15 protein-coding genes and 1 pseudogene are annotated in these 14,562 nt (G+C 61.4%); 9 read left to right on the top strand and 7 right to left on the bottom strand.

What is annotated here, in order from left to right; all coding sequences use genetic code 11:
* Positions 1-59: 59 nt before the first annotated feature.
* Both GN300_RS16625 and GN300_RS16620 read right to left on the bottom strand, forming a co-directional pair.
* Positions 60-1,196: a GIY-YIG nuclease family protein gene (locus tag GN300_RS16625; protein WP_054800699.1), complete on the bottom strand. Its 1,137-nt coding sequence runs from the start codon at positions 1,194-1,196 to the stop codon at positions 60-62.
* A 45-nt stretch (positions 1,197-1,241) separates the two neighbouring features.
* Positions 1,242-1,829, bottom strand: a complete 588-nt coding sequence (locus GN300_RS16620; RefSeq protein ID WP_223304676.1) for a TetR/AcrR family transcriptional regulator — start codon at positions 1,827-1,829, stop codon at positions 1,242-1,244.
* Between the two features lie 178 nt (positions 1,830-2,007).
* On the opposite strand from GN300_RS16620, the gene GN300_RS16615 reads away from it, so the two are divergent.
* From GN300_RS16615 to GN300_RS16605, 3 genes are all read left to right on the top strand, one after another.
* Positions 2,008-3,573: an LVIVD repeat-containing protein gene (locus tag GN300_RS16615; protein ID WP_063314932.1), complete on the top strand. Its 1,566-nt coding sequence runs from the start codon at positions 2,008-2,010 to the stop codon at positions 3,571-3,573.
* Positions 3,570-4,226, top strand: a complete 657-nt coding sequence (locus GN300_RS16610; RefSeq protein WP_007734614.1) for a DUF305 domain-containing protein — start codon at positions 3,570-3,572, stop codon at positions 4,224-4,226. Before GN300_RS16615 ends, GN300_RS16610 begins: the two co-directional genes overlap by 4 nt.
* A 65-nt stretch (positions 4,227-4,291) precedes the next feature.
* On the top strand, positions 4,292-5,215 hold the full coding sequence (locus GN300_RS16605) for a DUF2797 domain-containing protein (RefSeq protein ID WP_054187969.1): 924 nt from the start codon (positions 4,292-4,294) through the stop codon (positions 5,213-5,215).
* 7 nt (positions 5,216-5,222) lie between these two features.
* Here the strand turns inward: GN300_RS16605 and GN300_RS16600 are convergent, their stop codons facing one another.
* Complete coding sequence (locus GN300_RS16600) at positions 5,223-5,693, bottom strand: hypothetical protein (RefSeq protein WP_003945723.1); 471 nt, start codon at positions 5,691-5,693, stop codon at positions 5,223-5,225.
* Positions 5,694-6,397: 704 nt separating this feature from the next.
* Between GN300_RS16600 and GN300_RS16595 the strand changes: the two genes are divergently transcribed.
* The 3 genes and pseudogenes from GN300_RS16595 to GN300_RS16585 form a co-directional block, all read left to right on the top strand.
* Positions 6,398-6,766, top strand: a complete 369-nt coding sequence (locus GN300_RS16595; RefSeq protein WP_020906454.1) for a hypothetical protein — start codon at positions 6,398-6,400, stop codon at positions 6,764-6,766.
* Between the two features lie 112 nt (positions 6,767-6,878).
* On the top strand, positions 6,879-7,244 hold the full coding sequence (locus tag GN300_RS16590) for a pyridoxamine 5'-phosphate oxidase family protein (protein WP_047269305.1): 366 nt from the start codon (positions 6,879-6,881) through the stop codon (positions 7,242-7,244).
* Between the two features lie 78 nt (positions 7,245-7,322).
* Positions 7,323-8,066, top strand: a pseudogene (locus tag GN300_RS16585) (HNH endonuclease family protein); the annotation flags it as partial.
* A 16-nt stretch (positions 8,067-8,082) separates the two neighbouring features.
* Here the strand turns inward: GN300_RS16585 and GN300_RS16580 are convergent.
* From GN300_RS16580 to GN300_RS16565, 4 genes are all read right to left on the bottom strand, one after another.
* Entirely contained in the window at positions 8,083-8,253 is a 171-nt protein-coding gene (locus GN300_RS16580) for a hypothetical protein (protein WP_007734610.1), read from the bottom strand.
* Between the two features lie 351 nt (positions 8,254-8,604).
* Positions 8,605-8,973 carry a hypothetical protein gene (locus tag GN300_RS16575; RefSeq protein WP_029537646.1) on the bottom strand — a complete coding sequence of 123 codons (369 nt, stop codon included), beginning with the start codon at positions 8,971-8,973 and terminating at the stop codon, positions 8,605-8,607.
* A gap of 288 nt (positions 8,974-9,261) precedes the next feature.
* On the bottom strand, positions 9,262-10,380 hold the full coding sequence (locus GN300_RS16570; protein WP_063314935.1) for an Ig-like domain-containing protein: 1,119 nt from the start codon (positions 10,378-10,380) through the stop codon (positions 9,262-9,264).
* A gap of 55 nt (positions 10,381-10,435) precedes the next feature.
* Positions 10,436-11,650 carry an Ig-like domain-containing protein gene (locus tag GN300_RS16565; RefSeq protein ID WP_063314936.1) on the bottom strand — a complete coding sequence of 405 codons (1,215 nt, stop codon included), beginning with the start codon at positions 11,648-11,650 and terminating at the stop codon, positions 10,436-10,438.
* Positions 11,651-11,947: 297 nt separating this feature from the next.
* Here GN300_RS16565 and GN300_RS16560 point away from each other — a divergent pair, with 297 nt between their 5' ends.
* The 3 genes from GN300_RS16560 to GN300_RS16550 are packed head-to-tail and all read left to right on the top strand — an operon-like array spanning position 11,948 to position 14,555.
* The gene (locus tag GN300_RS16560; RefSeq protein WP_233405659.1) at positions 11,948-13,447 is read left to right on the top strand and encodes a SulP family inorganic anion transporter; all 1,500 of its coding nucleotides are present in this window, start codon (positions 11,948-11,950) and stop codon (positions 13,445-13,447) included.
* A 35-nt stretch (positions 13,448-13,482) separates the two neighbouring features.
* Positions 13,483-13,908 (top strand): MerR family transcriptional regulator, encoded by a 426-nt coding sequence (locus GN300_RS16555; protein WP_063314938.1) that lies wholly within the window; start codon positions 13,483-13,485, stop codon positions 13,906-13,908.
* A 26-nt stretch (positions 13,909-13,934) separates the two neighbouring features.
* On the top strand, positions 13,935-14,555 hold the full coding sequence (locus tag GN300_RS16550; protein WP_003945756.1) for an L-threonylcarbamoyladenylate synthase: 621 nt from the start codon (positions 13,935-13,937) through the stop codon (positions 14,553-14,555).
* Positions 14,556-14,562: the final 7 nt, after the last annotated feature.

Below are 14,562 nucleotides of genomic sequence, written 5' to 3'. Positions count from 1 at the left end.
TGGGGGCTGGATCCGAACGGATCCCGCCCCCACAATTCCTTCTACCTGAAGTTGTTGCGTTACTTGGACTTACGAGGTCCCGGCATGACCGCACCTGGACGGGCGGTAGTCAACCTCGTGACCCAACCACTGACGGGCCACTTCTTCAGTCCGACGTTGTGTGGGGTGACCTCGGTTCCGACGTACTTGGCAGCAAGCTCGTCGTCGACGGTTCCGTTGAACCGCCACAGTTGGCTTCCGTCGGCATTGCGGGTGGACACCTCCCATGACTGAGCACGGAAGGCACCACGAATGATGCTGTCGGCAAACACCAGAACGGGAATTCCGATCTCGGCACGAACAGCCGCACCGGCAGACCACTCGGCGCGCGCGAGTTCGTAGATCTCTTCCGGCGTTGCTCCCGGACGGGCGGAGGCCGGTACGTGGAGGACGATGCTCGGCGTCGGGAGTTCCGGCGCGGGATCAGCCGAGTAGCGCAATGCGAGTTCCTCGACGCGGGTCGCTCGGGCGTCCTTGTCCGAGGTATCGCCTGCGAGATTGGTCAGACCCTCTCCCGCGTCGGTGATCCGCAAGGCTTCCACGATGCCGCGGACGACCTCGTCGGTAGTGGCGGCCGAATCCGTGGCGGCAGAGACCGAGCGGAGGAGTACGAAGTGCTCCACCGCCGAACCTGCGTCGTAGATCTCGCGGATCCGAGCGATCTTGGCTGCCGTCACAGCACCATTCGACTCGGCCGGAGCGTCCGCTCCTTCGAGGTTCGCGAGTTCACCGAGCGCTTCGAATACCGGCGCGAATACTTGATTTCCCGTGCCGTGCCCGACATGGAACACCTGGTCGTTACGCGGGTCACGCAAAGCAAAGACATACTGCCCCAGCCTCTTCCCGACCTTCTCGGAGAACGGCTGCGGAGCGGGCTTCCTGACGACGACCTCGGTGGACAGAGTGCGCATCACGGCCAGACGTAGTGCGTCTGGCACGCTGGTGGAACCGGCAGCACCGGAAAAGATTGCCGCCGAAGCAGCGCTGATCGAGGTGAACGTGCGGCCGACTTGCTTCTCGAGAGAGGCAGAGACCGTACCGACCGCAGTCAGTTTTGCATCGAGGGTGCCGTCACCCTCGACAAGGAACTCCTTGATCAACGGAGCAACGAGCAAGGTGGAGCCGATAGCGCGAGGAACTGTCCAGACAATAGCCATGCCACGAGCCTAGGCGATCACCTCGAGACGCGAGGCGAACGCGACTCAGCCCGCCGCTGCCGGCCCGGCCAGTCCCTGCACAAGTAGGTTCCAGGCCGAGTGCGCGACTTCTTTTCGCGAGCTCTCGGCAGTCCGTTCCATGATCGCGGCGAACATGGCGATCGCCAGGATCACGTCCTCAGCAGTCACGGACTCGCGTATCTTCCCAGCTCGACGCGCCTCCTCGAGGCGTCCTTCGAGGAGATCGGTCAGGCGGGTGCCTGCCGAATTCAGTCGTGAGTCGCCGAAGGAGACGGGCTTGATGACCTCCACGAACACGATGGAGGTGGTGATCTGGTCTACCAACAACCGAAAAAGATCGTCGAGAGTCGAATCCGGATCGGCAGCCATATCTTGCAGCTCGACGATGTTCTCGTCGAACACCGCGAGTGCGAGGCTTTCGCGAGTGGGAAAGTGCCGGTAGAGGCTGCCCTGACCGACGCCGGCCGTGCGGGCGATCAGGCTGAGCGGAGCAGCAAAACCCTGAGTGGCGAACACCTCACGAGCTGCTGAGACGAGTGCCGCACGATTGCGCGCCGCATCTCTCGGCCCTCTGTTGAGAGATCCGCTATTGACGCGGCCAGACGATGTCACGCACACTACGATACCAACCGGACAGCATTGTCCGGTTGGTTGCGGCCCGACACCGGTTCACACCCCGACCCGATCGTCGTGAGCGCTCGAACACGCGCCTGCCCTCCGTGCTGCCTGTCCGTGAGATACGTCTGCCCGTGAGATACGAAAGGCAATCCCGCACCGGGAGTTGGACTCGATGAAATCGTTCACGACCATCAGAACCAGATCTGCCATCGCACTCGTCGCCTTGATCACCGTCCTTCCCGTGTGCGTCGCGTCGGCTGAGCCCGCCACTGCCCCGGGCTCGATCCACGAGAATCCGGGTGTCGCTTCCACCGCCGCAAGCCGCGCCGAATGCGGCCCGGGATCGATGCCCGAGACCGGGTTGCAGGGTGATGTTCCGGCCGAGGACCGAAACAGCGGACGCAGCCGAGACGGCTACAGCTGCAACATGTCTCAGATCGGCGGCTACTCGGGTCGCGGCGGCGGGATCACGTCCACCAACTTCGAACACTGCTCGTACGTCGGCAGTTTCTTCCCCGGGAACCTCCTGGGCCCCGCCCAGGGCGTCCAAGTTCTCGACGTGTCGGATCCTGCCAATCCCGCTCTCACCGCCACGCTGACCGAACCCGCGATGCTGGCCGGAACGTGGGAGAGCCTCAAGGTCGACACCGCGCGAAAGCTGCTGGTGGGCACGGGCGTTCCGCTCTTGACCGGCGTCGGCCTGATGTCGGTCTACGACATCTCCGATTGCGCGCACCCGAAACTACTCAACCCCGGACCAGGAACCGATCTGGGGATGCTGCTGCCCATCACCAATCACGAGGGAGGATTTTCACCGGACGGGAACACCTACTGGTCTTCCGGCACCGCTCCCGGCGTGGTGAGCGCCGTCGATCTCACCGATCCCGCCAACCCACGCGTCGTCTGGCAGGACCTCATCGGGTTGTCGACGCACGGCTTCGGAATCAGTCCCGACGGAAATCGCATGTACTTGTCGAACAATCTCGGCGGAATACATGTCCTCGACATCAGTGAGGTTCAGCGCCGCGTCCCGAATCCTCGGGTGCGCCAACTGTCCCAGCTCTCGTGGACCGACGGGTGGGCCACCCAACACAGCATTCCGGTCACCTACGACGGTTCGCCGTACCTGTTCACCGTCGACGAAGGTGGTTCCGGCGGAGTCAAATTGATCGACGTCTCCGATGACGACGAACCGTCGGTCGTCAATTCAGTGAAGCTCGAAATCAATCTGCCGGAGAATCAAGACGCTGCGCTGGCGTCTGCTGCCGGCGGATCGCTGTTCGCGTACGAATCTCACTACTGTTCGGCAGATCGCCCGGTCGACCCGACGGCGCTGGCATGTGGATGGATCTCGAGCGGGATTCGGGTCTTCGATGTTCGAGATCCCTTCGACGTCCACGAAATTGCGTACTTCAACCCACCTGCTCGGACCGGCGGCAATCTCGAACTCGCCAACTCGCCACACGCTCTCGCGTCGCTCATCGGGGTACCCGTTCTCAGCACCCCGGCAATCGCGCAGTCGATCGCGCAGGGCCAGTTCGACCCCGGCCAAGCACTGAGTTCGCGGTCGGGCATGGTCGCTCTCGGCGACATCTCGACCGATTGGTGCTTCTCCCCGCCCGAATGGCGCGGGACCACGTTGTGGGCGACGTGCGCCGACAACGGCTTTGTTGCCATGCAACTCGAAAACGGTGTCTACACACCACCGGCTGACCAGAAGACGACCGTGGGATCATGACGGCACCGCGAGCGGTCAAAGCCGTCGCACTCGTGGCTGCAGCACTGATGCTGCTCGTACTCGGCGCAGCACTACGTCCGCTGTTCGCACCCGAGAACCACACGCAGAGAGCTGTTCTGAGCGAAACCGAAATCGGATTCGTGCACGACATGGCGGCCCACCATCAACAGGCCCTCTTCATTCTCGCGCGTCTGAGTCCCGATGTGGACCCGGCGGTGACGAGACTGGCCCAGCAGATCGACGATGTTCAACGAACGGAAATCGGTGTCATGCTCGGTTGGCTGAGGTTGGCCGGTGTCCCGCCGAACAGTAGAACGCCGATGGCGTGGATGGAGGCGTCGCCGAGCGGCGCGGGTGACTCTCGTCATCACCCGGCAACGCTGGACACCGAGACCGACTCCATGCCTGGTATGGCTACGACCGAAGAACTCGAGAAACTGAGCAGCGCTCGCGGGCTCGACGCCGAGGTCCTTTTCCTTCAACTGATGGAACGCCACCACCGTGGCGGGATCGCCATGGCGCAGGCCGCCGATGCCCTGCTCGAGAGCGGGCCGGTGAAACAGTCCGCCCGCGACATGATCAACACCCAGAGTCAGGAATCCGGGCTGATGACACTGATGCTCGAACAACGTGGGGCACAACCACTGCACTGACCCGCATGTCCAGTGACTACCATAGGCGTCGACCTGCGAACTACAGAAGGAATCGACACTTCATCATGACCCTGCTTGTTCGCGGAATCGATTGGTCGAACCCGACAGCACCGCGGATCCGATGCGTCGACGACACCACTTCCGCTACGACCTTCTTCACTCACGACTCGGTGCTGCGATTCTCCGTCGACGAGACGAAGGGCCGCCGCTGCCTCGGCTGGCGAGATCTCACCGCCGAAGGTCCAGGACACTCGCCGTGCGACCGCGGGGCGACGGTCACCGCGGGACGCCAATGCGACCGATGCCGAAATCGTGAGGGGTTCACCACGGTTCATCAGGCACACGTCAGCGGCGCGCACATTCATCCGAATGTGCGTACCTACCTCGCACAACCACAATGGCTCTACGTCGACGTATTCGCCGGCGGCCAGATGAAGGTGGGGACGGCGTCCGAGTTCCGCAAGCATCCGCGAGTCGCCGAACAAGGGGCAGTCTGCGCATTGTTCGTAGCGCGGTCGACGGACGGTTACAGCATTCGCGCCCTCGAAGCCCGAGTTTCGGAGCACTTCCACTTGAGCCAGGCAATACGTACGTCTCGGAAAATCGAAGCGTTGACAGGGCCCTTGGATCGAGAGAAACTACGAAAGTCGTTGCACCACTTCGTATCGTCGATCAAAGACGAGCTGAATGACATCGGATCGGACATCGACGGAATCGAGATCCTGGAGGCTCCCGAAGAATGGACGGCGCCGGCGTGCGCTGACATGGTCTTCGATGCGGCACCGTTGATCGCGTACCCGCACACTTTCGAGTCCGGCGAACATTCCTTGTATTTGGAGGGCCTTGCCGGTTCGATCGCCTCGCTGCGGATCGACCCCGACTCTGAATCGCCACGCTTTGTCGCGGACGTGTCCGGACTGGTCGGTCGAACCATCACCGTCGGCGAGTTCGAGTCCCCTGGCGTGGCGATTCAGGAATCGTTGTTCTGAAAGTAGGTCAGCAACTTCCCGCGGTCGCTGCGGCGAATCCGCGAGTGACCTCGGCCTGCTCGTCGGCAGACAGGCTCGACCATTCGGGATAAGCCTGGATGGAGGTCAGCATGTCGTTTGCCAATGATTCACGCGTCATGCCCATTTCCTCTCCGGACTCGTCGATGGCCGGCTGGTATGCGTCGAGGTACCGGAGAACGTCGGAGCACGCCTGCGCGTAGGTCCGTGGCAGCGCCGAACTCACATTCGGGTCGGACGGGACCTCAGCCGGAGCACTCGAGTCGACCGAAGGGGTCTCGGTAGGTATTTCCGACGATGTCGCCGGAGCCTCGGATGACGTCGTCGACGTCGCCGTGGTGGTCGCCGAAGCAGAGGAAGTGAGTGTTCCGACCTCGGTCGGCTTGTCTCCGTCAGAACCGCAGGCAACCAGCGCCACCAGCGAGCAGGCACCGATGAACCCGGTGATCGTTTTCTTCATCCCTCAAGGATGCCAGAGGGCCACTGGCGCTCGAACGGACCGGCGTCGCCCGTCAGCGCCGATTGCCCGAGCATCCTGCCGAATCCGAGCGCCTCGCCCTCCCGACTGCGGGATTGGACTGTATGCCCCGTTCGCGAACCCATGCTACGGTGACTTAACTGCAAAATAACTACGGGTGGGATTGTCCGGTCTGCCGCGTTCATCCGGAACGCTCCGATCGGAAATAGTTCGTCTATAAGGGGCTGGAACGAGTGGGACTTTTTCGTCGACGAGGTTCCCGCGAGGAAGACGACGATCGCGGGCAAAACCTCGATCGCAGCGACCCCGGGTACGCCGCCTGGTTCGCGAACGTCGCCGACGCGGGTGGTCAGCCGATTCCGTACAAGCGACCGCTGACCGCACCGGTGTATCCGCAACTCCAGCCGCCGGCCCCGGACTACGAGACGGATACGAGACGGCCACTCAACGCACCCGCCGGAGACGGCTGGCTACCCGCAGACCGCATCGACGAATTCGAGTCGTCGAATGGCCGCCCATCTGCACCGAACGGAACGAGCCCACAAATCTCACAAACTGAAAAGTTGCCGCCCGACCCACTCCCGACGCCGCAACCAACAATTCCACCTCGAAATGTACCGATGACTTCACCACCGAAGCATCACCTGGAGTCGCCCCGCGCGACTCGGCCCTACCAAGGAGAAGCAATGAGCAACATCGACAAGATCCTCGGCGAATTGATGCGCATCGACGGTGCCAGCGGTGCAGCCGTCGTCGACGCCGACAGCGGAATGGTTCTCGGCATGAGCGGCAACCCGTCATTCAGCCTCGAGTACGCCGGCGCCGGCAACTCCGAGGTTGTGCGAGCAAAGCTCCGCACGATGAGCAACTTGGGGATTACCGACACCCTGGAAGACATCCTGATCACCCTGAGCAACCAGTACCACCTCATTCGCGTCCTCGAGACGCCCGGACTGTCGACGCTGTTCGTGTACCTCGTTTTGGACCGTGCGCGTGCGAACCTGGCGCTGGCCCGCCACAAGCTGGGCGAACAGACCCCCAAGATCGAGATCTGACGCTTCCACTCCCTTCCCGACAATGCCCGGTCCTCGCCAACGGCGAGGACCGGGCATTGTTCGTTCCGAACACTCGATTGGTGAACCTCGCGCCGGCGCCGATACTGGGACCGTGACTATCGCGGATGCTCCTTGCGTGTGGTTGACCACCCTCCGAAGCGACGGCTCGCCGCACACGACTCCGGTCTGGTTCTTACTGCATCAGAACACATTCTGGATACCGAGCGCTGAGCAGAATCGTAAGGTTCGGAACCTGCTGGACGATCCTCGGGTCTCGTTGGCAGTCGACGGATCCGCTGGCGACCCGTGGGTCGCACAGGGCCTCGCGACAATTCATCACGATGTCGGCGAATTCGTCGACCTCCTGAGACTTTTCGGCGAGAAGTACGACGGCTGGGATGCCGCAGACGAAACTCGTGACGGTCCGCGGGTCCTCGTCTCGGTCCCGGTGACTCGATGGTTCCTTCGACCAGACTGACAGACAGTGCCGGTTAGGCCCGAATTGTCGTGAATGACATACTTGTAGTTCATCTCTCGCAGAAATGGACTCTCACACATGGCACGCACGGCACATCACAGGCGCGGCATCACCGGCGTCACCATCGGCATTGCTGCCGTGATCGTGCTGGGAGGTTGCGCCAATTCCAACGCCGACGCGCCCGAAACATCTTCTCTCGGTTCGGGAATCGGATCCGGTGTCACCACGACGGTCGTGACCGAAGCCTCGGCTCCTTCGTCCGCCGCAATTGAACTGCTGGCACAGATCCCCGTCAAGGGACGCGCACCCAAGACCGGATACGACCGCGCGCTGTTCGGTACCGCCTGGACCGACGACGTCACCGTCGAATTCGGCCACAACGGCTGCGATACTCGCAACGACATCCTGCGGCGTGACCTCACCGACCTGACATTCAAGGACGGCTCCAAAAGCTGCTCGGTCCAAACCGGTACGCTCCGTGACCCGTACACGAACAAGACCATCGCGTTCACCCGCGGCCAGGACACGTCTTCTGCAGTCCAGATCGATCATGTAGTCGCACTCTCGGACGCCTGGCAGAAGGGCGCACAACAGCTCGATACACAGACGCGAACCAATCTGGCCAACGACCCTCGAAACCTGCGCGCTGTCGACGGGCCCACGAACCAGAAGAAGTCGGATTCCGACGCGGCGTCGTGGCTGCCACCCAACAAGGCCTACCGCTGCCAGTACGTGACTGCTCAAGTGGAAGTCAAAGCGGCATACGGTTTGTGGGTCACCCAAGCCGAACACGACACCATCGCAGACATTCTCGCGACCTGCTGAACTCTTGCGGTGATCAGCGGCCCTTGATCAGATACCGCACAATCGCCATTCCGAGCGCGAGGCCCACTACGGTGGCGAGCGCTGCAACCAGACCGTGACCGGTCAGTGCGACGAACACACCGGTGATGACTGCGACGACGGCAATGATCCCCGCGTCCACTCTGCTTTGACCACGTTCAGGCATGGCACTCTCGTGCCGTCTGGTCCGTCCGCTCCCCTCGTAGCGGACGGACCCAGCGGCAATCTGTCGAAATGCGCGAACTCCGGTGGCCTCACCGGGCTGACTTTGCGGGCGGTCCTGCGAGGCCGGCACGTCCCCCGGAGCCAACTCACATCGGTTCACGAAGTCCGTACCTTCGCAGAATATACCGATTGGTAGGTAATTACCGAGGGCTAAAGTCCCTGGTCATGGACTCATGCGACGAGTGGTCGGAAACTCGAGACGAACGAGCACATCCGCGAGGCGAGCGTTAGCCGAGATAGCAGAGGTCCGTGGCCACGGCCAGAGGCCCATCTGGAATCAGAGCGGAGACGTCTATGACCCGAAAAGTGATCCGAGATCCAACGATCCGACTGACGACACTCGCTTCCAATCAGCGCAATATGCGGTGGTGAAGCGAGAATCCGTCAAGAGAATCGTGACTGTCGCCGGTTCGAGGGTGCTTTCGAACTCGAGGACATTCAATTCACCATCGCCGTCGACCTTCGCTCGGCCGTATATGCACGGCATGTCAGCTGATACGGGCCCAGACGTCGTGTAGGTTCCCGGCAACACCTCCCACGGCACGTCGAACAGTCCGTGACCAGGAATCGTTCCCGGCGCTGCTGAGGCCGCAGACGTCCCGATCATTGCCACACCGACAGCTACTGCTGCAGCGGACGCGAGCAAACTAACCTTGCGCATTTTCCCTACCTTGTTCATACCTGAACCGCAGCGGCGAGTTCGAAGGCTTGTTGATGTAAGAACCCGCGGTTCGCGCAGTTCGTCAACTAACGGTAGTAAAAGGGCACCAGTTTTGGTGAGCTACCTTTTGTGGTTCTGGCTCGATTTACGTGACGGAGACTCCCATTGAGAAAAACTGGGAACGCCGGCGTTGCGGCTCTCGGCATGATTCGAACCTGTCATTCCAGTATTCGATCACACACCCGTCTTCGAGCCGAAACGTCGACGCTCCCCTGCCGTTTGGGTGACTCAGCCTCCGAGTGAGCCCGTCGGCAGCTTCGAGAAGATGTCCCCGAGGCTTCCGGTTCCACCAGGAGTTTCCGGTTCCGTCGGATCCACCGGCTCGACGACGATGACACCAGGCACGGTGACGGTCACGGTCTTGTCCGCAGATTCCGAAGAACTGAACTTCTTGGTACCCAAGAACTTTGCGGTGATGCGATGCTCGCCCTGGTCGCGGAACGGCCAGACCAGTTCTGCATGGCCATTGGAATCGACTGTGGCGCTGCCGATCTTCGTATCGCCGTCGAAGAACTCGACCGTTCCCTCACCCGGGTTCGGGTCGATACTCGCCGCAATCTTGACGTCTTCGCCCGTCAGTGCCTCCAGTGCGACAGCGACCATCGTCTCGGTCTGGTTGGTCGTGAAGACCTCGGCAGTCGAGAGGGCGTTGCGTCCTTCCCCCGCAGCAACACAATACCCAGCGGCATTGACCCACCGGGACTCACCGAAACTCATGCTCGTGTCTTTGATCTTGATGCTCGGGCTCGTCGCCCCGGCGCGCAGGTGCGTCGTCGCATTTCCCTCGTCGGACCGAGCTTCGAGTTTCAATTCGACTGCCGGCAAACGAAAGTCCGTGTTCGCCTTGACTTGCAGCCCTTCCTTGGGCTTGTTGTCGTTCGCGCTCGGACCGTCGTTGACTGTCTTGTTGCCGGTACCGGTAATTCGCAGGTACTCACCCGCCGGGTTTGCGTTTCCGTCTGCGCCCACCCGGAGCAGCACCGCAGTCTCGCCGGTCAAGTTGGACGACGAATCACCGACGAGGGAGTACGAAACCAGGGTTGCCCCTTGCGGTAGTGCGATGTCGTACTTGATACGACCGGTGTCCGAATCCGAACTACGCATGGTGCCTGGATGCAATTTCACTGTGAACTGTTCGCCGGGACGCACGGACGTGGGCGCCGTTACCTCCATGTTGTCGGAGAACGACGAATCCCAATCGGTGGCGCCGTCGACCCGGCACTTGTGTTCGAAGGAAACTGTCCGCGTCACGGTATCGGAAGCCGCTGCCACCGGCGCGGACACAGCGAGGAGTCCGGTCGCGAGTGCTGGTACGACAGCGCAAACTGCCAGAGTGCGGGGGTTCATGTGTTGCCTTTCAGAAGAACTCGGCCATTGAAAGTTCAGTGAGGTAGGACCGTGATCACTTGCCACCGAGCGAACCCGTCGGCAGCTGCGGCAGAACGGACTCGAGGCTGCCGAGACCACCCGGGGTGCCCGGATCGGTCGGGTTGGGATCGACCGGACCTGTGGTGTCACCGGTCACCGTGAGTACGTGTGCCGCCGACGTGTACTTCGCCTCGTCTCCGGTAGCGGTGAATACTGCAGTCACGGACTTGGTACCCGCCTTACCGAAGGTGAGATCCAGGCGCGCAATACCGCGAACCACCGGCCGCGGGTCACCGACGGGTTTGCCGTCGACCATGAACTGTACTGTTCCCGTTGTGTTTTCCGGATCGACGTGAGAAGCAAAAGACACCTTGGTACCGGTCGCGGCGGTAGCCGGTCCTTCGAGCTTAGTCACGATGTCCGCGCCTGGCTCAGGATCAACGGGCCCCAGGTCCCCGTCGATCTTCGTGGATGCCAGGGCGCCGGCACCGGCATTGAGGGGGCCGGTCTCAGCGTCGCGCGGCGAGCAGGATGTGGGCGCCCAGATGGTTCCCGCGAGCCAGTGACTGACCTGAGGGAGGAAGGTCAAAAATGACTCGGGCCCACCGAAAGTACCTGCAGCACCCGAAGTCCGCACATTGGTTTCGACTGCGCCGGACGGCCCGGCCTTTACGGTGATTCTGATCTTCGGAAAGACGATGTTGGTCTCGGCTCCGGACTGAGCATTGATCGCAAGCCCGCCGTGCGCACCCGACGACGATGACGGACTGTTGCCGATCGCTTCGTTTGCGCCGGACAACCGGAGTATCGGACCGTCCGCTGCGGGAGTGCCGTCTTCGTTGACACGAATCACCGAAGCAGGTTTCCCGGCAATAACATTGCCCGGATCGGTGACCGTCGCCGAAACGAACTCCGCGTTGGTCGGAATCGGCAGATCAATCTTCAGACGCGAGATCTTCTTGACGCTTGCGCCGCTCACATCGTTCGGGATCTGGACGCTACCCGGATCCAAGTCGATGTCGAAGACCTGACCTGGCGCGACTACCGTCGGAGCCGAAACCCGCACCGTAGCAGGCTTTCCGTCTGACGAAGGACCGGAGAACGCACTCGGAACTGCGCGGCACGTGACCTGGAACGTTGTCGACGTGGTTTCTGCAACGGGCGCCGCGGTTGCCGGAATCACGGACACAGCGGTTCCACCGGCAAGGAGGCCGGTAAGGAGCGCAGCATTCAGTAGGCGTTTTGACATGATGTCCTCTCGGAACAACCTGATTGACGTTTGCCGCCGAACTGTAACGGAGCCAGCGCCCGAGTTGACCCTTTTTCAATAAACAAAAACCACACAGTAGGTAAATACTTGGTAAGGGTTACTGGTCGTCACATCTGACCGCCGCCGCAGGCCTTTCCCCTCTCGATCAATCTCGCGATTCGAGATTCACTGCGGGGAAACACAATTCGACAGAAGTTCGCACCGTAGCGAGATCTCCGGTCATACTCTACCCTTACAGGAGGGTAGAGTATGAGAACCTCGTCAGGACGGAATCTCATGGCAGTAACCATCGCTTCATCCACCAACGACAATTCGGTTCGGGCCGCGCTCCGGTCACCTCACCGTCTCAAAACGGAGGTTTTGGCCGGACTGGTCGTGGCGTTGGCACTGATTCCCGAGGCGATCTCGTTCTCGATCATCGCCGGCGTCGATCCGCGGGTAGGACTGTTCGCGTCGTTCACGATGGCAGTGACCATCGCCGTCGTCGGCGGACGACCCGCAATGATCTCCGCAGCTACCGGCGCCGTCGCACTGGTCGTCGCTCCACTGACGCGCGAGTACGGAATCGACTACCTGATTGCGACAGTCCTTCTGGCCGGCCTTCTCCAGATCGTGCTGAGCCTCCTGGGCGTCGCAAAGTTGATGCGCTTCATTCCGCGCAGCGTCATGGTGGGATTCGTCAACGCACTCGCCATCTTGATCTTCATCGCCCAACTCCCCCACCTGATCGATGTTCCGTGGCTCGTCTACCCACTCCTTGCAGTCGCACTTCTGCTACTCGTATTCCTGCCGAAACTGACGAACGCCGTCCCGGCTCCACTGGTGGCAATCGTGCTACTGACAACCGCCACAGTCGTTTTCGCGTTCGATGTCCCCAACGTCGGCGACGAGGGCGAGCTTCCGTCGAGCCTACCGACGCTACTGTTCCCCGATGTCCCCCTGGACATGCACACACTGTCGATCATTGCGCCGTACGCATTGGCCATGGCGCTCGTCGGACTCCTCGAATCGTTGATGACGGCCAAGCTCGTCGACGACGTCACGGATACTCACTCGAACAAGACCCGAGAAGGGTGGGGCCAAGGCGTCGCGAACATCGTCACCGGCTTCTTCGGGGGCATGGGAGGGTGCGCGATGATCGGCCAGACCATGATCAACGTCAAGGTCTCCGGCGCTCGCACTCGAATCTCGACTTTCCTGGCGGGCGTGTTCTTGCTGATACTCGTCGTCGGCCTCGGCGATGTGGTGGCGTTGATTCCCATGGCCGCATTGGTGGCCGTCATGATCATGGTCTCGGTCGGCACTTTCGATTGGCACAGCATCAATCCGAAGACCCTGCGCCGCATGCCGATCGGCGAGACAGTGGTCATGTTGGTCACCGTGGTAGTCACCGTCGCGACCCACAATCTTGCCTACGGCGTGATCGTCGGAGTGATCACCGCGATGGTCATCTTCGCTCGCCGCGTCGCGCATCTCACCGAAGTGATCGACGTCGCGCATCCGGACGAGGACACCCGTGTCTATGCGGTTCGAGGCGAACTGTTCTTCGCATCCAGCAACGATTTGATCTACCAGTTCGACTACGCCGGCGACCCGAAGAACATTGTCATCGATCTGTCCGAGTCTCATGTCTGGGACGCGTCGACCGTCGCGACACTAGACGCCATCACCACCAAGTACGCGGCCAGAGGCAAGAATGTCGAGATCGTGGGGCTCGACGACGCATCGGCCGAGCGCCACCTGCGCCTGTCCGGTCGCCTGGGTGACGGTCACTGAGAGTATGGAGGCCCAGCGCGAGGAAAGTGGGAGTGATGTCTGAGCCGGAACATGCGGGCCAAGGGCCGAACATGCAGATCGGACAGGTTGCCGAACGCACCGAACTGTCGATCAAGACGATTCGTCATTACGACGAGGTCGGTCTGGTTACTCCGTCCGAGCGGAGCGCCGGAGGATTCCGCCTCTATACCGAGGCCGATGTCCAACGGCTACTGGTAATCCGACGAATGAAGCCGCTCGGATTCAGTCTCGAAGAAATGAAACAACTTCTCGATTCTCTGGCAGTGCTCGACGACGAAGCTTCGGACGCGTCAACGCGCACCGCTGCAACCGAATTCGTCACCGACTGCCACACCCGGGCGGAAGAAAGCTGCACACACTTACGTAAGCAACTCGCCTACGCCGAAGAGCTGACGGGTTTGCTCGCCGACCACAGTCTCAACGGTGAACGGCATTCGTGATCTGCAAGCTGAACTAAGCTGAGTTGATGGCCCGATACTTCGACGTTCACCCGGAAAACCCGCAGCCGCGCGCGATCAGCCAGATCGTCGAAATGCTGCGCAACGACGCGGTCATCGCCTACCCCACCGACTCCTGCTACGCCCTGGGCGCCCGAATGGACAATCACTCGGGCACCGATCGGATCCGCGAGATCCGTCATCTGCGTTCGGACCATCACTTCACGCTGGTCTGTGCCGATTTCGCGCAGCTCGGGCACTTCGTCCACGTCACCAACTCGGCGTTCCGCGCGGTGAAAGCGGCTACGCCTGGGCAGTACACGTTCATCCTTCCCGCCACGAAGGAAGTTCCGCGTCGGCTGGCACACGCCAAGAAGAAGACCGTCGGAGTGCGTATCCCCAGCCACCCGGTAGTGCGGGCACTCTTGCAAGAGTTGGGTGAACCCATCCTCTCCAGCACCCTTCTCCTGCCCGGCGCCGAGGAACCGATGACGGACGGCTGGCAGATCAAGGAAGAACTCGACCACCAACTCGACGCCGTCATCGACTCGGGTGACTGTGGAACCGAACCCACCACAGTCGTCGACTATTCGTCCGGTGTTCCCGAAATCGTGCGGGTCGGCGCGGGAGATCCTTCTCGTTTCGAATGATCCCCCG

This window comes from Rhodococcus sp. Ni2, assembly GCF_021352185.1.
Lineage (GTDB): Bacteria > Actinomycetota > Actinomycetes > Mycobacteriales > Mycobacteriaceae > Rhodococcus_F > Rhodococcus_F qingshengii.
The sequence above is the reverse complement of the archived record's forward strand: the minus strand, read 5'-3'. Positions and strand labels throughout refer to the sequence as shown.

Coding starts and splice junctions, on each gene's coding strand:
- GN300_RS16625 (WP_054800699.1), bottom strand. CDS start 1,196: ATGGCTATTGTCTGGACAGTTCCTCGCGCTATCGGCTCCACCTTGCTC.
- GN300_RS16615 (WP_063314932.1), top strand. CDS start 2,008: ATGAAATCGTTCACGACCATCAGAACCAGATCTGCCATCGCACTCGTC.
- GN300_RS16610 (WP_007734614.1), top strand. CDS start 3,570: ATGACGGCACCGCGAGCGGTCAAAGCCGTCGCACTCGTGGCTGCAGCA.
- GN300_RS16605 (WP_054187969.1), top strand. CDS start 4,292: ATGACCCTGCTTGTTCGCGGAATCGATTGGTCGAACCCGACAGCACCG.
- GN300_RS16600 (WP_003945723.1), bottom strand. CDS start 5,693: ATGAAGAAAACGATCACCGGGTTCATCGGTGCCTGCTCGCTGGTGGCG.
- GN300_RS16595 (WP_020906454.1), top strand. CDS start 6,398: ATGAGCAACATCGACAAGATCCTCGGCGAATTGATGCGCATCGACGGT.
- GN300_RS16580 (WP_007734610.1), bottom strand. CDS start 8,253: ATGCCTGAACGTGGTCAAAGCAGAGTGGACGCGGGGATCATTGCCGTC.
- GN300_RS16575 (WP_029537646.1), bottom strand. CDS start 8,973: ATGCGCAAGGTTAGTTTGCTCGCGTCCGCTGCAGCAGTAGCTGTCGGT.
- GN300_RS16570 (WP_063314935.1), bottom strand. CDS start 10,380: ATGAACCCCCGCACTCTGGCAGTTTGCGCTGTCGTACCAGCACTCGCG.
- GN300_RS16565 (WP_063314936.1), bottom strand. CDS start 11,650: ATGTCAAAACGCCTACTGAATGCTGCGCTCCTTACCGGCCTCCTTGCC.
- GN300_RS16560 (WP_233405659.1), top strand. CDS start 11,948: ATGGCAGTAACCATCGCTTCATCCACCAACGACAATTCGGTTCGGGCC.
- GN300_RS16555 (WP_063314938.1), top strand. CDS start 13,483: ATGTCTGAGCCGGAACATGCGGGCCAAGGGCCGAACATGCAGATCGGA.
- GN300_RS16550 (WP_003945756.1), top strand. CDS start 13,935: ATGGCCCGATACTTCGACGTTCACCCGGAAAACCCGCAGCCGCGCGCG.